24 protein-coding genes and 1 rRNA gene are annotated in these 26,144 nt (G+C 46.0%); 11 read left to right on the plus strand and 14 right to left on the minus strand.

The features are described 5' to 3' along the window. Positions 1–264: 264 nt before the first annotated feature. From E5S67_RS19945 to sufB, 5 genes are all read right to left on the minus strand, one after another. Positions 265–1,209, minus strand: coding sequence for a hypothetical protein (locus E5S67_RS19945; RefSeq protein ID WP_216670601.1), 945 nt, complete (start codon positions 1,207–1,209; stop codon positions 265–267). A 114-nt stretch (positions 1,210–1,323) separates the two neighbouring features. Then, positions 1,324–2,586, minus strand: coding sequence for a SufS family cysteine desulfurase (locus E5S67_RS19950; RefSeq protein WP_172190151.1), 1,263 nt, complete (start codon positions 2,584–2,586; stop codon positions 1,324–1,326). 178 nt (positions 2,587–2,764) lie between these two features. After that, positions 2,765–4,108, minus strand: a complete 1,344-nt coding sequence (sufD, locus tag E5S67_RS19955) for a Fe-S cluster assembly protein SufD (RefSeq protein ID WP_172190152.1) — start codon at positions 4,106–4,108, stop codon at positions 2,765–2,767. Then, positions 4,105–4,896: a Fe-S cluster assembly ATPase SufC gene (gene sufC / locus E5S67_RS19960; RefSeq protein ID WP_172190153.1), complete on the minus strand. Its 792-nt coding sequence runs from the start codon at positions 4,894–4,896 to the stop codon at positions 4,105–4,107. The genes sufD and sufC overlap by 4 nt, the downstream gene beginning before the upstream one ends. Before the next feature lie 285 nt (positions 4,897–5,181). Further along, positions 5,182–6,624, minus strand: coding sequence for a Fe-S cluster assembly protein SufB (gene sufB / locus E5S67_RS19965; protein WP_172190154.1), 1,443 nt, complete (start codon positions 6,622–6,624; stop codon positions 5,182–5,184). A gap of 188 nt (positions 6,625–6,812) precedes the next feature. Here sufB and sufR point away from each other — a divergent pair, with 188 nt between their 5' ends. From sufR to rrf, 3 genes are all read left to right on the plus strand, one after another. Beyond that, positions 6,813–7,517 carry an iron-sulfur cluster biosynthesis transcriptional regulator SufR gene (gene sufR / locus E5S67_RS19970; protein ID WP_216670602.1) on the plus strand — a complete coding sequence of 235 codons (705 nt, stop codon included), beginning with the start codon at positions 6,813–6,815 and terminating at the stop codon, positions 7,515–7,517. Between the two features lie 217 nt (positions 7,518–7,734). Continuing rightward, positions 7,735–8,142: a hypothetical protein gene (locus tag E5S67_RS19975; protein WP_172190155.1), complete on the plus strand. Its 408-nt coding sequence runs from the start codon at positions 7,735–7,737 to the stop codon at positions 8,140–8,142. Positions 8,143–8,351: 209 nt separating this feature from the next. Continuing rightward, positions 8,352–8,468 (plus strand): 5S ribosomal RNA (rrf, locus tag E5S67_RS19980). A 616-nt stretch (positions 8,469–9,084) separates the two neighbouring features. On the opposite strand, the gene E5S67_RS19985 is transcribed toward rrf, so the two are convergent. The 3 genes from E5S67_RS19985 to apcA form a co-directional block, all read right to left on the minus strand. Next, positions 9,085–9,288, minus strand: a complete 204-nt coding sequence (locus E5S67_RS19985) for a phycobilisome linker polypeptide (RefSeq protein ID WP_006634929.1) — start codon at positions 9,286–9,288, stop codon at positions 9,085–9,087. A gap of 258 nt (positions 9,289–9,546) precedes the next feature. Next, positions 9,547–10,032, minus strand: a complete 486-nt coding sequence (apcB, locus tag E5S67_RS19990; RefSeq protein WP_006634930.1) for an allophycocyanin subunit beta — start codon at positions 10,030–10,032, stop codon at positions 9,547–9,549. A gap of 176 nt (positions 10,033–10,208) precedes the next feature. Then, positions 10,209–10,694 (minus strand): allophycocyanin subunit alpha, encoded by a 486-nt coding sequence (gene apcA / locus E5S67_RS19995; protein WP_172190156.1) that lies wholly within the window; start codon positions 10,692–10,694, stop codon positions 10,209–10,211. An 816-nt stretch (positions 10,695–11,510) separates the two neighbouring features. Between apcA and E5S67_RS20000 the strand changes: the two genes are divergently transcribed. After that, positions 11,511–12,713 carry an FHA domain-containing protein gene (locus E5S67_RS20000; RefSeq protein ID WP_172190157.1) on the plus strand — a complete coding sequence of 401 codons (1,203 nt, stop codon included), beginning with the start codon at positions 11,511–11,513 and terminating at the stop codon, positions 12,711–12,713. A gap of 133 nt (positions 12,714–12,846) precedes the next feature. Here E5S67_RS20000 and E5S67_RS20005 read toward each other — a convergent pair whose 3' ends face one another. Next, the gene (locus E5S67_RS20005) at positions 12,847–13,431 is read right to left on the minus strand and encodes an endonuclease dU (RefSeq protein WP_172190158.1); all 585 of its coding nucleotides are present in this window, start codon (positions 13,429–13,431) and stop codon (positions 12,847–12,849) included. 100 nt (positions 13,432–13,531) lie between these two features. Here E5S67_RS20005 and glpK point away from each other — a divergent pair, with 100 nt between their 5' ends. From glpK to E5S67_RS20025, 4 genes are all read left to right on the plus strand, one after another. Then, complete coding sequence (gene glpK / locus E5S67_RS20010; RefSeq protein WP_172190159.1) at positions 13,532–15,019, plus strand: glycerol kinase GlpK; 1,488 nt, start codon at positions 13,532–13,534, stop codon at positions 15,017–15,019. A 73-nt stretch (positions 15,020–15,092) separates the two neighbouring features. Next, positions 15,093–15,464: a c-type cytochrome gene (locus E5S67_RS20015; RefSeq protein ID WP_172190160.1), complete on the plus strand. Its 372-nt coding sequence runs from the start codon at positions 15,093–15,095 to the stop codon at positions 15,462–15,464. Between the two features lie 211 nt (positions 15,465–15,675). Next, positions 15,676–16,176 (plus strand): DUF3122 domain-containing protein, encoded by a 501-nt coding sequence (locus E5S67_RS20020; protein ID WP_172190161.1) that lies wholly within the window; start codon positions 15,676–15,678, stop codon positions 16,174–16,176. Positions 16,177–16,500: 324 nt separating this feature from the next. Continuing rightward, entirely contained in the window at positions 16,501–16,716 is a 216-nt protein-coding gene (locus tag E5S67_RS20025; protein WP_015176895.1) for a hypothetical protein, read from the plus strand. 176 nt (positions 16,717–16,892) lie between these two features. Here E5S67_RS20025 and E5S67_RS20030 read toward each other — a convergent pair whose 3' ends face one another. The 3 genes from E5S67_RS20030 to E5S67_RS20040 form a co-directional block, all read right to left on the minus strand. Then, positions 16,893–17,522 (minus strand): pyridoxamine 5'-phosphate oxidase family protein, encoded by a 630-nt coding sequence (locus tag E5S67_RS20030; protein ID WP_172190162.1) that lies wholly within the window; start codon positions 17,520–17,522, stop codon positions 16,893–16,895. Between the two features lie 49 nt (positions 17,523–17,571). After that, positions 17,572–17,763, minus strand: coding sequence for a glutathione S-transferase C-terminal domain-containing protein (locus E5S67_RS20035; RefSeq protein ID WP_216670604.1), 192 nt, complete (start codon positions 17,761–17,763; stop codon positions 17,572–17,574). A 74-nt stretch (positions 17,764–17,837) separates the two neighbouring features. Next, on the minus strand, positions 17,838–20,873 hold the full coding sequence (locus tag E5S67_RS20040; protein ID WP_172190163.1) for a pentapeptide repeat-containing protein: 3,036 nt from the start codon (positions 20,871–20,873) through the stop codon (positions 17,838–17,840). A 297-nt stretch (positions 20,874–21,170) separates the two neighbouring features. Between E5S67_RS20040 and rplU the strand changes: the two genes are divergently transcribed. Together rplU and rpmA are read left to right on the plus strand one after the other, a co-directional pair. Beyond that, entirely contained in the window at positions 21,171–21,563 is a 393-nt protein-coding gene (gene rplU, locus E5S67_RS20045) for a 50S ribosomal protein L21 (RefSeq protein ID WP_172190164.1), read from the plus strand. Positions 21,564–21,590: 27 nt separating this feature from the next. Further along, entirely contained in the window at positions 21,591–21,890 is a 300-nt protein-coding gene (rpmA, locus tag E5S67_RS20050) for a 50S ribosomal protein L27 (RefSeq protein ID WP_172190165.1), read from the plus strand. 186 nt (positions 21,891–22,076) lie between these two features. Here rpmA and thiS read toward each other — a convergent pair whose 3' ends face one another. Both thiS and E5S67_RS20060 read right to left on the minus strand, forming a co-directional pair. Beyond that, positions 22,077–22,289: a sulfur carrier protein ThiS gene (gene thiS / locus E5S67_RS20055; RefSeq protein WP_015176890.1), complete on the minus strand. Its 213-nt coding sequence runs from the start codon at positions 22,287–22,289 to the stop codon at positions 22,077–22,079. Between the two features lie 131 nt (positions 22,290–22,420). Beyond that, positions 22,421–23,503 (minus strand): thiamine phosphate synthase, encoded by a 1,083-nt coding sequence (locus tag E5S67_RS20060; protein WP_172190166.1) that lies wholly within the window; start codon positions 23,501–23,503, stop codon positions 22,421–22,423. 360 nt (positions 23,504–23,863) lie between these two features. Here E5S67_RS20060 and E5S67_RS20065 point away from each other — a divergent pair, with 360 nt between their 5' ends. Further along, complete coding sequence (locus E5S67_RS20065) at positions 23,864–25,741, plus strand: DUF1565 domain-containing protein (protein WP_172190167.1); 1,878 nt, start codon at positions 23,864–23,866, stop codon at positions 25,739–25,741. The last annotated feature ends 403 nt before the right edge of the window (positions 25,742–26,144 follow it).

Below are 26,144 nucleotides of genomic sequence, written 5' to 3' on the forward strand. Positions count from 1 at the left end.
AACAATCGAACCACGGCGCAAGCCCCTTTTCTCCATTAACTATGATTCTCTAGGCTCCTTAAGCATCTCAGGAGTTTTCTGCACCACTAAGGCAATCATCTCAAAATCTCCTTGAGCTGAGAAAACTCTAGTTTTATTTTACCACAGACCCAGATACTATCAAAAGGGCGATTTTCCACGGGATAGCTGCGCTTCACGCTCTTTTTTTGACCGCATATGCAGGCTGATAAACGCGGATGAACGCGGATGAAGAAAGGGCGACCGCTAGATTAAATAATTATCTCGATAGCGATCCTGTGCCATTTGTCGTGCTTCAAATTCATTCCATTGCTGGATAGGTCGTAAAGTTTCTACAATTGTCAATTCATCGGGAAGTGGTGTACCTATTATTTGATTGATTACTTCGGCTATTACCCGACAACAGCTTTGTGGCCAACAGACTACTTGCTCCTCAGCAAATCTAATGACTATCCATCCTTTTTCTAAAAATAGTTGATGGCGCTGATTTTCTTGGACAATCACTTCGTAATTTTTAGGCTCGCCGCTTTCATCGTGATAAGGTTTATCAATTGTTATATCAATACGTAAATTTGTTAACTTATCAAAATAAGAAATTTCTATACAGTAAGGTTGATAGGACTGGGATTTTTGGATAATTAAATTGTTATAAATTTTATCTTGAAATAATTGCTGTAAGTTTTTATAAAACTTACTTTCAAGCCACTGAGACTTTGTACTGACAATTCTACCATCAGGAGGGACGGTTTTTATGAGAATGTCTTTAATTATCTGATAGCGATACTGTTTTATTTTTTCAGGTTTTTGGGATTCTGTTATCTGCCGTTTATGCTGAATCTCACGCTTTTGCCATTCTGCCAACAAATCTTTATAATCGCACATTTGTTGCTTGTATTGATTAAGTGTTCGTAAATAATACATTTGTTGTTGCCCAAAGTTTAAGGCAGTAACCAAAATTCCACCTACAGAAATATAGAAACTAACGATAATATTTCTACTGGCAATCAGACCGATAGTTGCAAAAGGAATAATTAATGGAAGAGATTTATAAAAAAACAAAAGTACATCAATTGGTTGGGGCTTATAACTAGGAGGTAAAGGTTTTGGTTCACTAAATTTCCATGTGAATGGAACTGCATCCCTAGCTTGAATAACAGGGTCGGGCATGAGGATAATAGGATATTGATTCATGTTTTTTAGTGGTGGTATTATTAAACTATAATACTCAACTATTTTCACGATATATTGCGCTCGGCAAAGGCCAACAATGTTCTAACAAGGTGGGCAAATACCCACCCCACAAACTTATCCCATAATCCCACCAAAAAAGTCGATCGTCTCTTTCAACGCTTTGACAAACACATCAATCTCCTCGCGAGTATTGTAAAAATACAAACTCGCCCGCGCTGTAGATGAAACGTTCAAATAGCGGTGCAAAGCTTGCGTGCAGTGATGCCCGGAACGAATCGCGACTCCCTCCTGATCTAACATGGTAGACAAGTCTTGAGAGTGAATTTCTCCCGCAGTAAATGCCGCCAAAGCTGCCCTACCTTCGCCGTTGCTGTCTGGCTGCGGCCCGTAAATTTTGATCTCTGGAATTTGCCGCAATTGTTGGAACATATAAGCAGTCAATTCTGCTTCGCAAGCGTGAATCTTATCCATGCCAATTTTACTAAGATAATCGACTGCTGCACCAAGGGCGATCGCCTCTCCGATTGCCGGCGTCCCCGCCTCAAATTTGTGCGGCAAATCGGCATAGGTGGAATAATCGAGAAACACGTCAGCAATCATCTCGCCGCCGCCGAAAAACGGAGGCATTTCTCTCAGCAAGTCCAGTTTACCGTACAGAAAACCGATGCCAGTCGGAGCGCACATTTTGTGACCGGAAGCAACCAGCCAATCGCAATCTATTGCTTGCACGTCTACTATCATGTGCGGCACGCTTTGGCAAGCATCAATTAAAACTCTTGCGCCGAAACTGTGGGCAATTTCGCAGATTTCTTTTACAGGACTGATGCAGCCCAAAGTATTAGAAACGTGAACGGTTGACACCAACTTAGTTTTATGGGAAATCAGGGTTTTAAACTGTTCCAAATCAAACTCGTTAGTTTCCGTTAACTCCACAAACTTCAGCACCGCACCGGTTCTTTGAGCAATCATTTGCCAGGGAACGAGATTGCTGTGGTGTTCCATCACCGACAGGATAATTTCATCTCCAGCTTGCAGATTGCTCAAACCCCAAGAATAAGCAACCAAATTAATCGCTTCGGTGGCGTTGCGAGTGTAAACAATTTCTTGCCGCGACGCGGCATTTACAAACGTCGCAACTTTGTCTCTCGCACCTTCGTAAGCATCAGTCGCTTTGGCGCTGAGAGTGTGAGCGCCGCGGTGGACGTTTGCATTGTATTGTCCGTAGTAATCACGCCAGGCGTTGAGCACAGCTAGGGGTTTTTGAGAAGTAGCTGCATTGTCTAAATAAACGAGCGGTTTGCCATTTACTTTTTCATTCAAAATTGGGAAGTCGCCGCGAACTTTTGATGCAAGTGTTTTTTCTTGAATAAGTGTCATAAATTTCAGAAGTTAGTATTGTTGCTGATTCTGGGCAGGCTAGAAGCCCACCCCACAAGAATATTTATTTTTGTGGAACAGGCTTCGACGCTGTTGCTGATTCTGGGCGGGCTAGTAGCAACTGCCCACAATAAGATTTATTGTTGTGGAACAGGCTTCGACGCTGTTGCTAATTCTTTTATTCTTGGATAGCCACACAGGTAGAAAGCATTTTCGCCACACCTGCAATTGGCAACAGATTGAGAATTTCTGCTGCAAAAGCATCGATTAGTAAATAGCGACTTCTTTCTAAATCCAAACCGCGACTTTGCAAGTAGAAAAGTTCATCATCTTCTAACTGGCTGACAGTTGCACCGTGGGAACATTTAACGTTGTCGGCGACAATTTCCAACTGCGGTTTGGTATCTACGCGGGCCCTCGGCGACAGCAATAAATTCCGGCTCAACTGTCCGGCATCTGTCAATTGTGCGGCTTTGCGAACGAAAACTTTGCCGTTAAATACAGCGCGAGCTTTGTTGCCGACAATGCACTTGTGCAATTGGCGGCTTGTACCGTGAGGGTGATTAAAATCGATTAAACTGTGAGTGTCCGCCAACTGTTCCCCAAAGGCTACGCTTAAGCCGTTTAAAGTTGTTTCAGTGGCTTCGCCGCGCTGAAATACTTCTAAATTGTGCCGCGATATTTTGCCTCCCAAGCTGATAGCATGGCAAGTGTAACGGCTATTACGAGATTGTTCGATCGCACTTTTGCCGAGATGAACAACCTCTCCACCTTCCCGCTGCAGCCGAACGTGATTCACAGTGGCGTTTTCGCCGACAACAACATCCGTTACAGCATTCGTAAATGCAGGGACATTACCGATAGTTGCGTAATCCTCAACCAGCGTGACATTACTTCCAGGCTCAGCTATGATTAAGCAGTGCGGCTGGGACATCGTTGGAGATGTACCTGGTGCTGTCAGGAACAGCAAGTGAATTGGAAGGTCGATCGACATATTGGCCGGCACGAACACCACCGCAGAATCCGCCAAACCCGCAGTATTCAGCGCGGTAAACACCTCAGTTTGCTGTCTGTGCTTGCTCAAAACATCGGTGATGCGCCCTTGATATTTTTCGGGCACATTAGATAGATTACCTGCGTAAAAGTCGATCGGCAAATTCCGCAAAACCGACGACTCCACCGTTGACAAATCCGGCGCATAAAAACCGTTGACAAATACCAATCTTAATGGTAAATCATCCCGATTTTTTACAGGCATAATGATATCAGTCAACTTAACTTTTGACTGATTGCTCAGGGGTATATGAAAAGGAATTTGCAACACCGGCGACAAATCAGTAAAGCGCCATTCTTCATCCCTCACCGTCGGAAAACTCGAAGAAAGCACGTATTCCGTCGCCGCATCCCGCAAATCCTGCAACCCATAAGCCGCACTTTTGCTATTAACAGCCTCCAACTTGCTGCACTGATTCACCACATCAGCCAAAAACATTTCCCTACTAGCAACTTGCGTATTCATCATCGCGCGCCTACTCCTGCTGCTTCCTCTTCCACAACCCAGTCATAACCGCGCTCTTCCAATTCCAGCGCCAACTCTTTCGGGCCAGTCAAGATAATTCTACCGGCTTCCATGACGTGAATAAAATCAGGAATAATGTAATTCAGCAACCGCTGATAGTGAGTAATCACCAACATCGAATTTTCAGCATTTGACAACTGATTCACACCGCCGGCGACAATCTTGAGAGCATCGATATCCAAACCCGAATCAGTCTCGTCCAAAATAGCTAACTTCGGTTCCAACAACGCCATTTGCAAAATTTCATTTCGCTTTTTCTCGCCGCCCGAAAAACCCTCATTTACGCTGCGGCCTAAAAAAGAATCATTCATCTTGACAATATCCAGCTTGTCCTCGATTAAATCTTGGAAATCAAAAGCATCCAATTCTTCCAAGCCGCGATGTTTGCGGTGAGAATTGTAAGCCACGCGCAAGAAATCCAGATTGCTAACGCCGGGAATTTCTAACGGATATTGGAACGCTAGGAACACGCCAGCCAAAGAACGTTCTTCTGGCGGTAATTCCAGCAAATTTTGACCCAAAAAAGTAACTTCTCCGCCCGTTACCGTATAAGCAGGATGGCCTGCTAATATCTTGGATAAAGTGCTTTTTCCCGAACCGTTCGGGCCCATAATCGCGTGAATTTCACCCGATTTAATTTCCAGATTCAAACCCTTAAGGATTTGGGTATCTTCCACATTCGCAGTTAAATCGCGGACGGATAGCACCACTTGACTATTTTCAACAATCATCTATTTTTTTCCTTTTCCTCAATGCACTTTACTGTTTTTTCTTCTCGTTCCTAGGCTGTACGCATTGGTGACAATTTAACGTTAAACCGATAGTCCGCCAGGGAATTCATTCCCTGTCTCAAAGCTAAAGTCCTCGCTAGGAGGACTGAGAAGAAAATTTTTAAACTCATTAGTCCTGTTTAGAGAACTTTAGCTATAAGCCCCGTGGAATTTATTCCCTGGCGGACGGTGGGCTTAAGTTGTCACCGATGGACTCGACCTGGAAGGGTTTCTTGCCCGCGAAAATTATCCGACACTTCCTTCCAGCTTCAGACTCAACAGCTTATCAGCTTCCGCCGCAAATTCCATCGGTAACTGATTGAAAACATCTTTACAGAAACCGCTAATCATCATCGAAATAGCATTTTCTGCGGAAATTCCCCGCTGTGCGAAGAAGAACAATTGCTCTTCCCCAATCTTAGAAGTAGAAGCTTCGTGTTCCACTTTAGCAGTGTGGTTCTGCACTTGAATGTAAGGGAAAGTATTCGCTTGAGCGTTGTCGCCAATCAGCATCGAATCGCACTGAGAGTAATTGCGAGAGCCTTTAGCATTAGGCCCCATTTTCACCAAACCGCGATAGCTGTTGGATGAATTACCCGCAGAAATTCCCTTAGAAATAATCGTGCTGCGAGTATTTTTACCGACGTGGATCATTTTGGTTCCGGTGTCAGCTTGCTGTTGGTTATTTGTCAGCGCTACCGAGTAGAATTCGCCCACTGAGTTGTCGCCGACTAACACGCAACTGGGATATTTCCAAGTAATTGCGGAACCGGTTTCTACCTGAGTCCAAGAAATCTTAGAATTAACTCCCTGACACAAACCCCGTTTGGTCACGAAGTTGTAAATGCCACCTTTGCCATTGGCGTCGCCGGCGTACCAGTTTTGCACTGTGGAGTATTTGATATCGGCATTGTCCATTGTTACCAATTCCACTACGGCGGCGTGCAGTTGGTTGGTGTCAAACATGGGGGCGGTGCAGCCTTCCAGGTAAGAAACTGAGCTGTTTTCTTCTGCAACAATTAGGGTGCGCTCGAACTGACCGGAATCTCCGTTGTTGATGCGGAAATATGTTGACAATTCCATTGGGCATTTGACGCCTTTGGGAATGTAAACAAAGGAACCGTCGCTGAATACGGCGGAGTTGAGGGCTGCGAAAAAGTTATCGCCGACTGGTACGACGCTGCCGAGATATTTTTCTATTAGTTCGGGATAATCTTTGACGGCTTCTGAGATGGAACAGAAAATAACACCATCTTTGGCTAACTTTTCTCTAAATGTTGTGGCAATTGAAACGCTGTCGAAAACGGCATCGACGGCAACATTTCCGAGCCGCCTTTGTTCGGATAGGGGAATACCGAGTTTCTCGAAGGTTTCTAGCAGTGTCGGATCAACTTCGTCCAAACTGTTGAGCTTTTTGGGCTTTTGTTTAGGCGCGGAATAGTAGATAATTTGTTGGTAGTCGATCGCGGGATAGTTGACGTGGGGCCAAGTGGGCTCGGTCATTTTCAACCACTGCCGATATGCTTTGAGGCGGAATTGCAGCATGAATTCCGGTTCGTTTTTCTTGGCGGAAATCAGGCGGACTACATCTTCGCTCAAGCCGCGGGGGATGGTGTCTGACTCGATGTCGGTGACGAAACCGTATTTGTAGGGCTGGTTGACTAAGGTTTTGACTGTGGTAGAACTCATTATTTTGCGTGTTCAGTGTTCTAGATAATGCTCTCTGGATGGCAGACGGGGCAATGCCTGTCTGGGCTTGAGCGAGTTCTGCTGGACTGCTCTGGGAGGTTAAACAACAATTTTGTTGCTTTACTATATTTTAAGCTACATTAACAATAGTGATATTGTCAAAGTCAAATTAATAATTTTTTGTGAAGATGATGGAGACTACTCAGCAGACTTCCACGAAACAAGACATCCTGGAATATTTGCTCAAGGGGGGGCAGGGGACGGCTCTTGAGTTGGCGGAGTCTTTGGATATCAGCCCGCAGGCGATTCGCCGTCACTTGAAGGATTTGGAAGCGGAGGGGCTGATTCAGTATCAGTCGGTTCAGGCTGGGATGGGGCGGCCGCAGCACATTTATGAGCTTACCAGTCTGGGGCGCGATCGATTCCCCAATCGTTACGGTGATTTTGCAGTCTCTTTCTTGGATACTTTGGCGGAAACGGTCGGCCGCGAGCAAGTAATTACTATCCTGCGAAAACAGTGGCAGCGCAAGGCTACGGACTACCGGCGGTTAGTGGGTACGGGTTCGCTGCAAGAACGGGTGACTAAGTTGGTGGAACTCCGCAGGGCTGAAGGTTATATGGCTGAGTGTTATCCTGTAGAATCTGTAGAGGTTGGGATGTGCGATCGCGCTGGTTTGGGCGATCGATTTGTGTTGATGGAACACAACTGCGCGATTTCTAATGTTGCTGAAACTTTTCCGAGTGTGTGTGGCAATGAGTTGGAAATGTTTGCAGCGGTTTTGCCGGACTGTACTGTGGAGCGGACTCACTGGATTATTAATGGGGAACACCGCTGCGGTTATTTGATTGCAAGAAGGAAGGAAGAAGGAAGAAGGAAGAAGGAAGAAGGATGAGGGAAGGCATGACACGGATACACGGATGGGTGTTTTTACTAATTACCAATTACCGACAGCACTACACGGATTTTGACACGGATACATAGATGGGTATTTTTTGCTTTTACCGATTACCAAAAGCACTACACGGATTTTGACACGGATACACGGATGGGTGTTTTTACCAATTACCGATTACCAATAACAAATAACAAATAACAAGTAACTAATAACTATGGAACCGCTAGCAGATTTTTTAAAGCCGGAAGAGTGTGCGGAAGTTGATATGGCGCTGCTGTCGTCGAAGGAAAAGTTTTCGGCGCGGGTGGCAATTTATGCTTTGAGGGTGCTCAAGCAAATTGCTGGGGAGACTGGTTTGCCGGTGGCTGAGGTGACTAATGGGCAGGTGATGGATTGGATTAAGAATGATGAGAGTATTAAAGGGTCGATCGAACTTGATGCTAGTTTTGAAAACTTTTTTACGAATTTGGTGGTGGCGTCTTTGCGGCCTTTGAGGCAAATTGCGACAGAAGCCCAGAGCCCGATCGAACAATTAACAGTTAAGCAGGTCGTGGCGTGGTTTGTGAAGGACGGGAAGATTCGCAGAGAACAGGGAACCGAGGTGGCTTTTTTGGACTTGTAAGTTAAAGGTCAATCGGCCACACTCGCAAACCCTGCTTAAAACCCCGATAATTCCAGCGGTTTCGGGCTACCTTTAAAAAACTTTTGGCAAAGGGGTTGACAGAGTGGGGAAAACTTGATAAGGTAATTAAGTCGAGCGAAAGAGATGCAGTGCATCAAGCTTAACATTAAGCTGAACGCAGACACAGGATTAAAAGTTTTCAAAGCTTTCCTGGTGCTTATGATGTAATGGAACCACTCCGATCCATCCCGAACTCGGTTGTTAAACGTTGCTATGGCGAAGATACTCGGCGGGTCACTGCCCGGTAAAATAGCTCAGTGCCAGGTTAATAAAAAACTAAAGCTCTTTTCCCGCAACAACGGAAAAGGGCTTTAGTTTTTTGGTGAATTATTAGTTATTCGACATTTCCAGAACAGCTCGTCTTGGGCCGGCAGGATGCCTAACCCCCTACTCCCCACAAGAATGGTTGGAGATGTCTAATCCCTCTTTTGTCACTTCGGGGGTAGTATAAAGTTAAGCAACAACCAAATCCGTAACTAATCCATCACGAAAAAGAGTACGAAAATCATTCAGATTATAGATTAATTTGCACAATCCTCGTCACAATCCAGCAATCTCAAACACCTCTAGCGAAGGTTTGATTAAACAATAAAAAATATAAGGCCCAATTATCAACCTTAAGTTATTGAGCGTACTTTTCCAATTCTGATAATGATCCCACCAAGGATGCTGTTGATATTTATCCTGGGCAATTAACCGAAATGGTTCTTTAATTTATTGCTAGGAGAGTAAGTTAACTCATATGAAAGAGAGCCATCAGATTGAGCGTGAATACTTGCCAAACGCCATCATTTGCAATACCCCAACTCTGTTCCGGTGAGCAGTTACAAAAAAAGAGGTCGCCATCGACCTCTTACCCCTCTACTAATCCAGCTTCGGATCTTAAAGTAGACCTGTATTAGCTCCGGGCTTACCGGTAGCCAGTTGCACTTTAATAATTCTGCCGCCCATTTTCATAATTCTTTGCTGTTCCCGGAACCAGTTGTCGTAAGGAACCAGCTTAGTAAAATAGGTATTTTGCAATTCGCGCTGAGTGCGGATGCGGGTTTGACTTGGGACGCAAGCAGTCACCTTAAACATTCTCATGGGAAACGAACTCCTGAGTAGGTTTACAGATTATTAGATGGATTTTTTAAAGATTGAAGGCAGGGAGTTACGAGTCAAAACTAGCTCGTTAAAACTCGTCGGACTTTCTCGACAAGCCTTTGACGGTCTAGCAATCACTCTCAACTTCCCTGACCTCTTTTCAAAGCCAAAGGTAACAAGTCTAAAGTTAAAAGAGGCAAGAAATAAATGTTATTTCTTCTTCCTTCTTCCTTCTTCCTTCTTCCTTCTTCCTGAGTCTTAGCTCAAGCCAGAGCAGATGTAGTCGAAATAGACGCCCATTTCTTTACCAGCGTCAGAACCGACCAAACCAGCGGTGACTTCTTTCATTGCTTGGATTGCTTGTACGGTAGAACCGATGGGCACGCCCAAGGAGTTGTAGGTTTCTTTCAAACCGTTGAGCACGCGCTCGTCGAGGATGGAAGGGTCGCCAGCTAGCATGGCGTAGGTGGCGTAGCGGAGGTAGTAGTCCAAGTCGCGGATGCAAGCTGCATAGCGACGAGTGGTGTACATATTGCCACCGGGACGAGTTACGTCAGAGTACAACAGAGACTTAGCAACTGCTTCTTTGACGATTGTAGCTGCATTGGCGCTGATGGCGGTAGCGGCGCGGACGCGCAGTTCACCAGAAGCAAAGTAGTTCTTGAGCTTGTCTAGAGCGCTGATGTCGAGGTACTTACCTTGAACGTCAGAGGAATTGATAACGGCGGTAATTGCGTCTTGCATGGTTGTCTTGTTTCCTTGAAAGTGGCTGAGTCAGTCCAATTTTGGAGCTAGAATTTGGGATTTGGGATTTGGGATTTGAGATTTTTAAGAGGCTGGTTATTTGCAAAAGCTTTTAGCTTGTTACCAGTAACGCCCAATTCTTCAATCTAAAATCGACAATCTAAAATCGAAATTCCTTACTGCATCGCACCGATAACGTAGTCGAAATAAGAGGAAGCTTCGGAAGCGTCTTCTCCAGACAGCAGCGAACTCGCTGCATTTTTCATAGCGCGAACGCCTTCGGCGACGCCTTCAATCGGGGTGCCGAGAGATTTGTACATTTCGCGGACGCCGACAATACCGATTTCTTCGATCGGAGTAATGTCGCCAGCTACGATTCCGTAGGTGATCAAACGCAGGTAGTAATCCAAGTCGCGCAAGCAAGTTGCGGTCATTTCTTCGCCGTAAGCGTTGCCGCCGGGAGAAACAACATCAGGGCGCTTTTGGAAAAGTTGGTCGCCTGCTTGCTTGACGATGCGTTCGCGGGATTCGCTCAAAATTTGGGCGATGCGGACGCGGCGTTCACCAGAGGTGACAAAGCTTTTGATCCGATCTAATTCACCTGGGCTCAAGTAGCGAGCTTCGGCGTCTGCGTTGACGATTGATTTGGTGACGATACTCATCTTGTGTGTACCCGCTGGATATTTTGCTATACGAACTGCTCTGCGCTGAGCGAGCGACGGCGGGCGCTTGCATCCCGTACCTTTCATGCTCAGGCAAGAGCTTTGACAGGGAAGCTCGGACTTTCCACAGCCAGCAACTGTTAAAGTTGTGGGCGGGAGGCGACCTTCGATGTTTGACGGCGCTGGTTCTTCACGCCGGTGCGCTTGTGAGTGCCCGCACTAAGCCTGTCGCTTAGAATACCACAAATGACTGATGCGATCTTTAATTTTTGATCGAGATTGCAGCAGGCCACTAAGTGGCGATCGAGTGACTGTCGGGCAGTTAGTAAGGATATTGCTTCTCTGACACAACTACCTCTCGCAAGTATTTTGAGGCATTATGTTCACATTCTGAGTGTTACTGTAATAGTTTGTAACATTCCTTTTCATATTTGGGCCCTCATTAGGGTGTTCAGCGTTAAAATTTCACAGATTAAAAATTCGCTATAATTCTCTCGCAGCAAGGACTACAGGCGATAGATCGTTAAGGGGGATTTGTGGCGGGCGACGGCGCAACGCTCAAAGACTTTTCCCTGAGAGGGAAGGGAGACAGGCCCAAGACAGGGGAGAGATGTGCGATCGTCTTACATCTTGCACAATTCTCAATGAGTCTTGGACGGGCGGGCTAGAAGAGCAACGGCCCACAAGAAAACTCACTCTTCGCTTCACAGGCCGGAAAGCCTGTTCTCGATCATCGTGCAAGATATTCAGATCATCGGAAATTGTGACTTTCGAGCTTGTAGCTAGATTTGACTTTCACTTTTAATGTGGTGCGCCGTGAAAAGAAATCTATCAGCCCTTAAAAAAGCTTTACAGTTTGGCATTAGCGGTGCTGTCGGCGGTTTCGCCGGCAATCTAATCACCGAACCTTTCATGCAGGGGCTCACTGGTTCGGAATCTGTTTTTGACAGTGTATTGTCCACAGCTCGATGGTTTGGGCTGGTAGGCGGTGGCATTGCTGCTGCTATCATGTTCGGCTATTATTACTATATCAAAGGCAAGCCTCAAATTAAACAGGCTTTAAAAAATGGCGGATTGTTTGGTTTAATAGCAGGAGCCATTTCTGGGGCGATCGCCGAAGGCATTTACAGCGGGATTGGCGATGGCAACAACGAATTATTGCGAGTAATTTGCTGGGGAATAGCTGGCAGTTTGTTAGGACTTGGACTTGCACAGCGGATTCCTAATTTGGGAGCGCTTCGCGGCACGGGAGGCGGCGGTGTTGGAGGAGTTTTGGGCGGCTGTTTGTTTATTCTGTTTGCTTACAATTTATCCGGTACTGCGGGCCGTTTAGCTGGCTGTGCTGCGATCGGTTTTTGGATTGGAATCATGTTGGTTGTAGCCGAAACTTTGTTCAACAAAGCTTGGCTGGTAATTAGTTACGATACCGGAGCAAATCGCACTCTCACTTTGGGTTCCGAACCGGTGACTTTTGGTAGCGATGAAAATTTGTCTATTATCTGCATTCCTAATGTTTCGCCCTTGGCCATGCGGTTTCAATTGGAAGCAGGTCAAATTGTTTGCGAGAATGTGGATAGCGGAGCGGTTAGTTATTTGCGATCGGGCGACCAAAAGAAAATCGGCAACTGTACAATTACAGTAGGAAACTCTGACTTGCCAGCCCCAACACCAACAAATATTCCGTCTACCTTTATATCAGCTCAGCCCGCAGTAAATTCTTTTACCAGCAGCCAATTTTCCCTGAAATTAGGCAGTCGAGTGATTCCTCTGAGTGCGGGAACTCAACTATTGACCTCTGACATACCGAGTTTAACAGCCGCAGCATCTAACGGTCTTGTAGCTATAGTCACTTCTCGATCGAGAAACGAGCTTTCGTTAGGATTGACAAATTTGTGCGATCGCGCTTGGTGGGCTACAGACATTCAAGGCGATCTAAAAATGGTAGAACCTGAAAGTACCTTAACTTTGGCGTTGGGAACTCAAATCGAATTCGGTGAATTAGACGGCGAAATTGTGTAAGTAAGTAGGTAGGTACAAACTCATCAAATAACATCATTTACAATAAGCTTTTCATGGGCGGGCAGGATGCCAACCTCACAAAAAAAATTACTCTTTGTGGGACGGGCATCTTGCCCGTTCTATTCGCTCTTCTTCAAGCAGAACTGCCGCTAACTCCAGTAATGACCGCCGCACCAATCAAATGAGCTAAACGCAAAGCTTCAGGAACTTTCCCAGTGTCTGTCAAACGCTGAAGCACCAGCGCAATTACTTCGGCTTTTTCGCCGCAAACTTGAAAAAAGAAAGGTTCAAAAGCGTAAATTTTACCTGCGCGGCGCAACAATTCTAAACGGTATTCCAAATCTGGTAAATGGCGGAGGGCTTTTTCAACAGCAACTAAATCTGGTTGGCGGCGCATGACAGCAACGCAAGGAATTTGCAGCCGCGATGCTAACTCGGGAAGGTCAATAATATTGAAGCCGCCGAAAGCAATTCCGTCTAGCAAAACGAGATGCAATTGCGGCAGAAATTTGCTTCCGAGGAGTAGTCCAGAAATAGCATCCGTGGCATCTAATCCGTCTGGGAGGACTTGTCCCCACACCATTCCTTCAAATCGAGTTCCCCCGCAGACTACGCCCGCGATCGACACCAAACTGCCGCTTGTCCGAGAAAACGGAGCGTCGTCAAAGCCAATAACCTTAATTGTGCGATCGAGCCTCAGCAAATCTGCCAGTTTCAACTTGTGGAGTTTCCTAAGCTAAAGTTTTTGACATTAATTTGACTTCTCGATATAGTATCATATACGTTAAAGACTTCATTACTAAACATCTTTTAGACAATTGGCAAAAAAATACGTAGCAGCGATAGACCAAGGAACCACCAGCACCCGGTTTATCATATTCGATCGTCGGGGACAGATAATTTGCAGCAACCAACAAGAACACCAGCAAATCTATCCGCAACCAGGATGGGTTGAACACAATCCCGAGGAAATTTGGCAGCGCACCCAAAGCGTGATTAAAAATGCCCTCGAAATCGGCAATATCGACCCGAAAGATATTGCTGCACTCGGTATAGCAAACCAGCGAGAAACTGCAATTGTTTGGAACAAAAACACTGGCAAACCTTACGGTAATGCAATTGTTTGGCAAGATACCCGCACTCACAAAATTTGCGAAAAATTAGCTGAATTTGAGGGCAAAGATCGATTTCAAAAACGATGCGGTTTGCCGCTGGCAACTTATTTCAGCGGGCCGAAAATTAAGTGGATGTTGGACAATATTTCAGGATTGCGGGAAGCTGCAGATCGAGGGGATGCGATTTTTGGCAATGTCGATACTTTTCTGATTTGGCACCTGACTGGCGGTGCGCACATTACCGATGTTACCAACGCCAGCCGCACGATGCTGATGGATTTGCAAACCCTCGATTGGGATGCCGAAACTTTGGAAATAATGGCAATTCCCCGCCAGATGCTGCCAGAAATTCGCCCTTCGAGTCAAGTTTTTGGAACTGCAAAAGGATTGCTGGCAGGTGTTCCGATTGCTGCTGCTTTGGGCGATCAGCAAGCAGCCCTCGTCGGGCAAACTTGTTTCAGTCCGGGGGAGGCGAAAAATACTTACGGTACGGGCTGTTTTATGCTGCTGAATACCGGTGAGGCGATCGTCCCTTCAAAAAATGGGTTGCTGACAACCGTCGCCTACAAAATGGGGGAATCGCCCGCTGTGTATGCTTTGGAAGGCAGTATTGCGATCGCCGGAGCTTTAGTGCAGTGGCTGCGGGACAATTTGGGCATCATCAACACATCTGCGGAAGTAGAAACATTAGCAAATACAGTCGAAGATAGCGGCGGAGTTTACGTTGTCCCGGCATTTTCTGGACTCTACGCGCCCTATTGGAAAGACAGCGCCCGGGGAGTAATTGCAGGTTTAACTCGCTACGCGACTAAGGCACACATTGCCCGCGCAGTATTGGAAGCTACCGCGTGGCAAACGCGAGAAGTATTGGATGCGATGAATCAGGATTCTGCTGTGCAGCTTTTGTCTCTAAAAGTAGACGGAGGAATGGTGGGAAATCACACGCTGATGCAGTTTCAGAGCGATGTTTTGGGAGTGCCAGTGGTGCGGCCTGTGGTAGCAGAAACTACTGCACTCGGCGCGGCTTATGCGGCGGGTTTGGCGGTAGGTTTTTGGAGTCAGCTAGCCGAATTGCGGGACAATTGGGCGGTCGATTTTACTTGGGAACCGAAAATGCCGATCGCACTTCGCGAGCAAAAATATCGCTTTTGGAAGAAAGCAGTTTCCCGCACATTCGATTGGGAAGAATGAATCGCTGAGTTAACCCAAAATGCGTATTTAGTGATATCATTAAATCCAGCACTATTTTTCAGATTGCAAATAGATGATTTCGCTAAATAAATTTAAAAAATTTCTCAGCGCTTTTGTATTGATACTGATACTGGCTTTTGTAGAAATCGCCACTAATTGCCAAATCGCCCTCGCAGATACAGCTACAAATCCCGCAACCGCAGCCGAAGTGTTCAGCGCCAACTGTGCAGGTTGTCACATCAACGGTAGCAACATTATCAGGCGCGGCAAAAACTTGAAACAAAAAGCATTAAAAAAATACGGCATGGATTCCATCGCCAATATTTCCAACTTAGTAACCAACGGCAAAGGTATTATGCCCGCTTACAAAGATCGTTTGTCGGAACAACAAATTATCGATGTTTCAGCTTACGTGCTATCCCAAGCCGAAACCGATTGGAAATAAACCAGACTATGTACATTGTAAGACCAAGTTTAGCGCTTAACTTCACGAAACCAAGACTAGGTATAATGTAGGGGCAGGTTGAGCGCGTAACTCGGTCATCGACGAATAACCTTTATACAAAACCTGCCTGTTTCTATTGTTCATTCCTTAATAATCTCAAGAGAAACCTGTTTTTTTGCTAAAAAGTGTAACTTATCGGAGGTATTGCAAGTTGAAAAAACATTATTGTTGGCGTAGAACTTTAACTGTCATTAGCTTGTGCTTGTATCTAATCTTAGCTGTCAGCCCGCCGGCTTTCGCCTCGATTCACAAATATCCAGAAACTGCCGAGACAGTAATGTTCCGATCCGTACAAAGCCTGCGCGATACTGATGACAAAGCGTGGCAAGTTGTTTTGTACAAGCGAGTAAAGTCGGGAGTAGTAAAGTCTTTAAATCTGAGATTAGTAGGATTTCCGGGAATAGAAATACAGCACCCTGTACCGCTGAAAGTTGCGGCGGGAAAGCGGGAAATTGGCAAGGCAAATGATATTTGGAGCGAGTCTGATTTGCCCATTAATGTCGGAGAATACGATTTTAAATCAATAATTACACAAGTGGAAAGTAATCGACCTTTGCGGTTGAATTTGCCCGTGAAAAATCAAAAAGAAACAGAATTGCTGGTTCCTCCTTTTGCTGTGAGAGAATGGCGGCTGTTGTTAGATAGAAACTAAATACACCAATTTAAGCGCACTCTACATTTTAAATCTCTACAATTGCCAATGTCACAAATCGCTATGTTTAAATATGCCTTAAGATAGATGTAAGGTATTTGAAGGATAATGTTGTCTGACATAAACTCAAGATACCAATTTAATCGCACTCTACATTTAAAATCGCTTCAGTTTCATAGATGTATCAAAAATAACTTTATTTACATAGACCTTAAGGTAGATTTAACGTATTTGAAGGGTAATTATGAAACAAACTAAAAGCTGAGTTAGTCGTTTGACAAAACTTCAGTGTTTTAACGTACGTGTATTCAGGGTGAAGCTACTATGACTTTAATCAGTAAAATTGTCCGCAAAGCTTTGGCAACAGGTTACTTAACTGTTGAGGCCGAAGAACAGTTGCGACAGCAGTTGCAGATGACTAAGTACGGTTTAGAAGATTTTGAGGCTTTTATTAATTTGCAAAAAGAGGTGATGGAAGGTCGCGTGAAACAGCAAGCTTTGGAATTGTTACGATCGCGCAAATGTTCTGCGACGGCTTGAACCCAGTTCGATCGCCCTTTTGAAGATAATTAAGGGCGATCGTTGGCAGTCAGGACTTTACTCCTTATTGATGAGGACTCTTCGTGCTCGCTACAAACCACACGGTAAACCACAGGGTCGATCGTACTTTGGGATAGCATCAGTATCCGCTACTTATTCAATGCTGTTCTTGCTTGTTAATTGATGGGCGCCAGTGGATCGGGAGTATTTACGTTATTAGGGTTTTTAGCTGCTAAAAGTTTCTCCAACTCTCTAATTCTGGTCTGCATTGCTTCTACTTCCGTTTCAGAATAGCGAATCGGAATATGCTGCGGACAGTTCCAATCCCAGCCATCAATTTCAAATACGATCGCTCTTTCCACAGTTGCATCATAGTCTGTATCCCGAACTCGGGCAAGTATTACTGGATCGTCTTCCACAACGCGGGCGCGACCGAGAATCTTGAGGCGCCGGCGATGACGGTAATCCATTAGGAACAAAAATGCTTTATCATTTTCAGCAAGATTTCCCACAGAGATATATTGCACATTGCCACGAAAATCAGCAAATCCCAAAGTTCTCGGATCGAGAATCTTTAAAAATCCTGCTTTCCCGCCGCGAAACTGAATGTAGGGATAGCCATTAGAACTCACAGTGCCTAGATAAAATCCTTCCATACTGGAAATAAATTGCTCTAGATCGGGATTGATGGAATTATTATCTGCACCTTTAGCCACAAAGCGTTCATAGTTCTCGCGGGAACCCATTTTTTCTTGCATGGCTTTCACTGCGGGAGTAAAAGCGATCTTACCAAATTGACGAGGCATAAAATCTAACTCCTTGTCTACTTATTTAACTCGGCGATCTTCAAAATGCCTAGATTCCCAACATGGGAATATAACCAGAGAGTTGCTTCACCCGATCGATCCAATTCAAAACATTGGGATAAGCATCGAGTTCAATCTTGCGGTCTCTCGCTAAAGCGATATAGGGATAGATGGCCGCATCTGCGATGGTGGGATGCTCAAACTCTAGCCAAGTGCGCGGACTCTGGCGCCCACCCCACAAGAAAATTCACTCTTTGTGGAACAGGCCGGAAAGCCTGTTGATAAAAATGATACGCCAAGCCTGGAAAAATGTTTCTACTGCATTCCTAGCTGTCGCCTTAAGGCTTCTGGAACATCAACGGCTGTATCCAAACCTCGAACATTCTCCCACTTTGTATTTTCATCCCATTTGACATCGCCAAGAGTGCGATCGTTGAGGTTTGCACCGCTGAGGTTTGTGCCGCTGAGATTTGTGCCACTGAGATTTGTGCCACTGAGATTTGCGTCGCGGAGGTCTGCGTCGCGGAGGTCTGCGCTACTGAGATTTGCGTCGCTAAGGTATGCGTCGCGGAGGTCTGCATCGTGGAGGTTTGCACCACTTAGATTTGCGTCGCTGAGGTCTGCACCGGTAAAGTCTGCGCCGCTGAGGTTTGCGCCTCTGAAGTCTACGCTACTGAGGTTTGCGTTGCTGAGGTCTGCGTTGCTGAGGTCTGCGTTGCTGAGGTCTGCGCCGCTGAGGTCTGCCTCAGTGAGATATGTACCACTTAGGTGTGCGCCCCTAAGATTTGCGTCAATGAGGTCTGCGTTGCTGAATTCTGCGCCGTTGAGGTTTGCACCACTAAGGTTTGCGCCATAGAGGTCTGCGCCACAGAGTTCAGTGCCACCTAGGTTTGCGCCGCTGAGGTTTGCGCCGCTGAGAAATAGCCCAACAATTTGGAGAAAGCCAGAATCCCCAACACAATAGCTATAGCTGATGAGACGCAATAACCGATTGGTATCGTCAAGCTTGCCTTCATCATTAGGCTTCCCGCAAGGATAAAACACCATTTTGTTTTTCAATTTATCTCTCTGCTGACCGTAACAATGCAACTCCAACAGCAAAATCATCACATTCAAACCAGCATAAATATCTATTTGTCGCTGTCCCAAATCTTGGGTTTTCAATTGATCTCGCAGTAGGCGCATCTTCTTCTGAGGCAAACTTTCCGGCAGCATATCGATAAATTCGCCCTCGCACCACCGCAGATAAAAATTTTCCAAACGCTGGAATAACTCCACAAAGCGAAACTGATTTTCCTCGCCTGGATCAGCCGGACTTGTTAACAACCCCATCAAATATTCCACAATTTCTTCTGTCAGCGGCCCATAACCCAACAAATCATAAATCTCCCAGTCCATCTGAGAGTCTTGAGTATTAAATCCTCTACCTTTCTTTCCCGGTTCCGTCCACTCTTCCAGACTTTCTTTCAATCGTTCCGCACACAGAAATTCACCAAAACTCTTGTGTACAAACTCCACAGAACCTTCTTTACTGCCTTGCTGAAGATAAAAAACCGCCAAAGCATTTCTCAGAGGATTGTCGCCAATCGGTATTTGTGCTTTTTCAAGTAAGGCTTTAACCGAGTTGTCTTCTCTCAATCGTTTCTCTATCATCGCTACAGGAGCGCATTCCCCTCCCGACTGCACCACGCACAATCCTGCTTCTGTAAGGATGCGCCGCAAATCTTCTGTCTCCAGTTCGGTCAAATTGCGATTGAGCAATTTAGACCGCTGTTCAGTGAGTACCCAATTCACAGCTTGGTTGTAAATCAAAATTTTTGCTTGAGTGCTGTTAGTTCCTTGAAAATCCTCAACTTTCAAGATTTTGTCCCGGTGCATTGCCGCTAACAGATAAAGCAAGAGCGGCTCTCGCGAGAGTTCTGATTTTACATTCTGTGGACAGCATTTATCTTGCAAAAAATTCTGAAAAGCTGAGGTTTTTTCGGTCCCTAGTTGGGCTTCCCACTTGCTCAACCACTGTTGCTGTATCCCGTCATCCATTATCTGAATTTCGACTCGATCCAAGTTATCTGGCATTTGCCTTTCAATCCCTTGCAAAGCTAAAGTTCTGCCAGTAATCAAAACCCGGTGTCCCATTTCCGAATTCTGATCGCAGTCTCGCTGAAATTGTCCTACTTGCTTGAGAAATTGCTCTAAACCGCCGCTGCTTCTCCCCTCCATCAGCAACTCGTCAAAGCCATCCAAGAAAAACAAATATCGCGTGTTTCTATCTGTCAACCAGCCGTCATCGCTAGCAAAACCAGCATTAACTGCTTCTTTGAGTGTTTCTCGAAAACTCTTTTGCAATATGGGAATATCTCGCAGTCGAATTAACACGGGAGTCCAAACTGGATGCAAATGTTGCCGCACCCTGTCAGCAAACATCCGACAAAAAACGCTCTTGCCGCGTCCGGGTCCAGCTTCGACAAACATTACTTTATTTTCTTTTTTGCCATCCTCAAGCAATTTTTTTGCCCAAGTTGCTAAATCGAAATGTTCTGTATTTTTAACACGATTTGCCTTTTTATCAATTGGCTTTGCCTTCAGAGGCACGTAGATATCTTTGAATGAGAAATTTTCTGCAAATACAGGTTCTAGGGGTAGAGAGGCAATCTGTTCTTGCAGGTATTTGTCAATGCTTTGATATTTCTCTTGTTCCTCCCGCCATTCTCTGATAGAAGGCTGTCCGAGATGTTTCATGGCATCGCTGGAAACAGCCCAAGCTTTGATTAAATAACGGTGAGTATTAGCAGCAACTCTCTTTGTCAACATTTGAGCTTCATCGGCATTTAGTCCGGCTTGTTGCAGCCGCTGTGACAGCACTAGGTTAAATTCCTCGGCTAATATCGAATCCCGGAAGCAAATAACAGTTTCTGTAGCTGCTGTATCGCTCAATTCCAAATCCGCCAATTTTTTAAGCAACTGCTTGACTTTATCGGAAACCGGAGTTTGCCCGATGCGATTTAACAAACTTGCGTCTTGTCCAATAAAATCCTTAAAACTTTCCAGATAAGCCGCCTGACTGACGAGGAAAATGCACTCAGCTAAAGTCGGCTGCTGTTGAGTTTTTTCGATGAAAAATGCCAGCATTTTCGCCGCAATTCCGACAAATGGCAATCCAGTTCCCACAACTTGAGCTAAGGGAGAGTTCAAAACCTCTAGCAGCAAGTTGCTATTGTCCAGCCCTTGTTCTTTGAACATTTTTGCCAATTCTGCGGCTGTTTTCCCAGCTTCTCCGATTCCCTCCGCTGCTTCGGCGGAACACAGTTCTTTAATATCAGTAGTTAAGAGTTTCCAGATGCGATTGGCCATTTTTACCTGCCCTATTTCAGAAGAGAGAATCTGAGAAAATCTACATTTAACTCTGTAAGCATTCCGTAGTTCGTCGCCACCAATCTGTTCTCAAACTAACAATTAGAAAAGATTAAGTGCCTTTTACCTTGACAAAAATACAACGATCGCCAATAATGATAGATTGTCTGTCTAAATCCGGCTCGGATCAGGTTAAGACATTCCAAAAGCTGGAGAGCAGTCAGCCGTCAAAAGTCCACAACGACCAATGACCAATGACTCATCAGCTACCTGTACGGCAATCTCAACAACCATCCCATGACTTACGCAATCATTGAAACCGGCGGCAAACAATTTCGGGTAGAACCAGGCCGCTTCTACGACATCGAACTGCTTCACGTTGAAGCTGAATCCAAAGTCACCATAGACAAAGTATTTCTGATCCAGCACGAAGGCGAGGTTCATATCGGCCAGCCTCTACTAGAAAATGCCACAGTAGAAGGAACGGTTCTGCGGCATTTCCGGGGCCGCAAAGTCCTCGTCTACAAGATGAAGCCGAAAAAGAAAACTCGGAAGAAAAAAGGGCACCGTCAAGAAACAACTCGCTTTATGATTGACTCCATCAGCGTCAACGGTACAGTGTTAGCCGCCAGAGACTTAACTGCAGCAGTTGTTGAAACCCCCCAAACCGCCGAAACTGATTCAGAATAAAACATAGTAAATACAGTTGAGGATATTATGGCCCACAAGAAAGGTACAGGCAGTACACGTAACGGACGCGACTCTAATTCTCAGCGTCTGGGTGTCAAAAAGTACGGCGGTCAAGTTGTCAAAGCTGGCAACATTTTGATCCGCCAACGCGGCACTAAAGTTCACCCTGGCAATAATGTTGGTATCGGCAGAGATGATACTCTGTTTGCCATGATTGACGGTGTGGTGACTTTTGAAAGAAAAGGCAAAACTCGCAAGAAAGTCAGCATTTATCCTGTTGTAGCAGCACCTGTGGCTGAACCCGCGGCTGAAGCTGTCGCAGTTTAGTTCCTCGTTCCTAGGCTATGCCTGGGAACCCATATAATTGAGGCTCTGCCTCCTGATTTTCTATGTTATTAGAAATTTACAGGAGGCAGAGCTTTTTGCAATTTGTTTCCCCGGAGAAAGGACTCTGGGTGCTTACCAAGAACCACAGAAGCAGGAAAAACTCTCGTTTTTACTCCTAAAAATTGGCTAGCCTCCTCCCACAATTGTGACAACTTCTAAGATGTCGCCCTCTTGCATTTGTGTAGTTTCCCAAAATTGTTTGTGCAGAATTTCCCCGTTGTACTCCACAGCTACCAAGCGCGGGTTTAATCCCAATTGTTCTAGTAATTTTGGTAACGGTGTGTCGATCGCACAATTGCGGGTTTCTCCGTTAACTTGCAGCGCAATTTGATTTATCATCAGTTATTAGTTATTAGTTATATAAAATCCGGTGGCATCGGTATTAATATTACCCACAGTCAGGACACGGCAATGCCGTTTCCCTACAATTATATCCGGGTAGGGAAACGGCATTGCCGTGTCCTCGGTTACTAGGTTTTCCCCTGCAAAGCTTTCTGAGCTTTCAGATTCTGCATCCGAATCAACTGCGAGATGAAAAACTGCGTCACTAAAGTAGGCTGTTCTGCTTCCATAATCGCGCGTACTGTGGCAACCCTTTGAGCTCCGGCATTTAATACTTCATCGAGGTTGTTGATATCAATTCCGCCGATCGCAAACCACGGAATCGGCGACTTATCAGCAGCATACCGCACATAGTCCAAACCTGCCGCCTGTTTATCAGGTTTAGTAGGAGTGGAATAAACAGGCCCAACTCCAATGTAGTCGGCTCCCTCTTCAATAGCTCGCTGCATTTCCTCGCCATTCGTAGTAGAACGACCGATGATCCGTCCCGGGCCGAGCAACTTGCGCGCTTCCGCCACAGGCAAATCTCCCTGCCCTAAGTGTACGCCGTCGGCATCCGCTGCGATCGCAAAATCCACGCGATCGTTCACAATCAGCAAAGCATCGTAGCGGTGACAAAGTTCGCAAAGCTGGCGCGCGTTGGCCAACTTTGCGCCGTCGTCTGAGCTTTTGTCGCGGTACTGCACCAAAGTCAGTCCGCCTTGCAAAGCAGCTTCCACAACTCCCATCAAGTTGTCTCTGGGCGAAGTTACAAGGTATAACTGCGATCGAAGTAACTGCTGGTAGCGCCGATAAGCCAGCAAATTGCTTTCGAGAGTATAAACCCGATAGCGCATCTGCTTAAAAGCCGCGCCCATATTCCGATCGTAAATTTTGCCATACTCTTCGAGTACCCGCAAAGCTTCTTCCACCCGACAGAAATTCGCCTCCAGTAGCTGCTGAATGCTCGAACGCTGCTCTTCCTGCGGGTGAGTCAACTCCGTACCCGGATCTGCGGGCGTATCCCTAGCACTGCGAAGTTCTGCGACGTGCCAAGCAGCCAATTCTTGACGCAGTTGCTTGCACTCGCCAGCTAAATCGGCGTTGTTGAGACCAAACCTGCACCATTCTTCAATAATTCTCAACCCTTCGCGCGATCGATCTAAATTTGCATCTAAGATCCGGCAGAGTGCTGGCTGTGCCGGTAAAGTTCTGTTTTGTTTGTCGGTCATTCAGAACCACCCTAATTATAATTAATCCTACCAGTCAAACCGCTATATTCTCCCACGCCGTCATTCGATTTTAGATTTTAGATTTTGGATTTTGGATTGACCCCACGGATAAATTCAGGGGCTTGAGGATTTTAGATTTGAGATGCTTTCGATTGATTCCACGGATAAATCACGTGGCGGGTACCATCAAGAAATTCTTGGTCAAGATCGTAGCAAAGCGATCGGCCTAATTTTTACCTCAACCGATTTAATTTAGACAAATTTTTAAGTTTTATTGAATTTGAGAAAAACGAAGCATAATAGATCAAACTTGATGAGAGTGAAATCGTTAAGCTGCATACCACACTTGGGAGGAGAGCCGTGAGGTTAGCAGAACAACACAAAAGATTAAGGGAGAACAACCCAAACAGGCGGGCGTATTTAAACTTCGATCGCGAAAACCCGACACGAAACACCGGAGGCGAAACTCGACTCACAGATAAGTTGCGTTTTTTTATGCTGATTTACTCACAACAGACCTGGTGCAAAGAAAATCGATCGCAAAAACCTTGTTTGAGTTCTTGCCTTTTGCTCGTTTTTGCCAGCACCGCCCTTTGCAACCATCAACCGTCAGTTATAGCTGCCGGGATACCGGGAGTGCAGCTACTTTCTCAGACGCTGCAGAGCGACATCAACATACTCTACGTCAGCTCGACCGGGGGCAGCGACACGGGGGGCAACGGCAGCGATCGATCACCGTTCAAAACCCTTACCTACGCCTTAAGCGTGGCCCCGCCCAAAACAGCGATTTTGCTAGCGCCCGGTACTTACAGCGCTCAATCCGGCGAAAAATTTCCATTAATGCTCAGGTCCAGCGTGACAGTTCAGGGAAATCCCAACACTCGGGGTCAGAATATTGTCATCAAAGGCGGAGGATACTTTATCAGTCCGACTTCGGCGGGTCAAAATATCGCGATTTTAGCCGCAGACGGGGCGGGACTCAGCGGGGTGACGGTGACGAATACCAACTCTCGCGGTTACGCTTTGTGGATCGAATCGAGTTCTCCGACGGTTGTCAACAATACTTTTTCTGGCAGCACTCACGACGGAATTTCGGTAGTGGGTACTTCCAGGCCGACGATTGGCGGGAATGTTTTCTCGAAAAATGGAGCTAACGGCATCACGATTTTTGGCAGTTCTCAGCCGGAAGTTCGAGATAATGTGTTTGAAAACACGGGATTTGGGGTGAATGTAGCGCAGAACGCTTCGCCTCTGCTGATCGGCAACAAAATTACTCGCAATAAGGACGGCGTGGTAGTGCAAGCTGATGCTAGACCGGTGCTGCGCAACAATTATATCGAGAGTAACCGGCGGGACGGAATTGTGGCGATCGCCAGAGCTCTGCCGGATTTGGGAACTGCGACCGAACCGGGGGGGAATATCATTCGCAACAACGGTCAGTACGATGTAAACAATGCGGCCAAAGGTCAAGTAATCCCAGCTTACGGCAATCAATTGTCGAGCAACCGGACGACGGGATCGGTTGATGTGGCGGGAACTTTTAGCCCTCCTGCGCCAATTGGGGGAAGTGCTTTTGAGCTAAGGGCCGATCGACCTCCCAGCATCGGCGGCCCAGAAACTTCTCTCCCTGCTTACACTCCCGGGCGGCTAAGTCCCAGAGTAGGAATACCGCCAATTTCTCCACCTGCGCCCGTTTCCAGGCGACCGGTGCAAAATCGACCCGCACCGCGAAGCGCCCAGTTGCGGCAAGAGCTTTCTCCGAGGAATGCCGCTGCTTCAGCGGTAGTCCCAGGGGCGATCGCAATTCCCGTGCCCGAGCCTAATTCTCGATCGGTTTCGGAAATTTCGGTACAGCAATCAATTATTCCTCCCAATTTTGATAGTTCGACTGCGGTTTCTTCCGAAGGTAGATTGCCGGTTCCGGGCCGCAACATTCCTCTAGGAAGGGGCGGTTATGTACCTGCTGCTTTAGGGGGAAATTCTTTGCCCGATTACGACAATTCGCCGTCATTCGATCGACCGTCTGCTTTGGGTTTGCGGTATCGAGTTGTGGTGGATACCAACAGTTCGGGCGATCTACAAAAAATGAAATCTCTCGTTCCCGGTGCTTTTCGCTCTTTTTCCAGCGGGCGATCGGTGATGCAAGCCGGTGCTTTTCGGGAACGCGAAAAAGCTGAGGAATTGCTACAAATGCTCAGCGCTAACGGTTTGAATGCTCGAATTGAGGACATTAAATGAAATGGTCATTAGTCATTAGTTATTAGTCATTAGTTGACTGTAGTTTTTGACTGTTAACAGTCAAAAACTACTGATATCATTTCCGGTTGCACCGAAATTATATAGAGGAAACGGCACTGCCGTTTCCCTACTGCGATTAATTGTAGGGAAACGGCAGTGCCGTTTCCAGGCTGTGGGTAATATTAATTCCGATGCTACGGATTTGATATGACTACTTCAAAATTTCAATATTTTAGGGCCTAGCATATCGGATGCCAGACCCTAAAACATTTGTAAATTAAGTTGATTCAAGTGGGTTTTTAGCTCTGCTGAGTTTCAGCAAACTACAACTAAGGTGGACTTTTTTGCAACTACTGTGCGGGCCAGTTAGCTACTAGCGGAGTCTATTCAGACTTCTGTGTTT

Origin of the sequence: Microcoleus asticus IPMA8 (genome assembly GCF_013179805.1) — a bacterium.
GTDB classification, from domain to species: domain Bacteria; phylum Cyanobacteriota; class Cyanobacteriia; order Cyanobacteriales; family Microcoleaceae; genus Microcoleus; species Microcoleus asticus.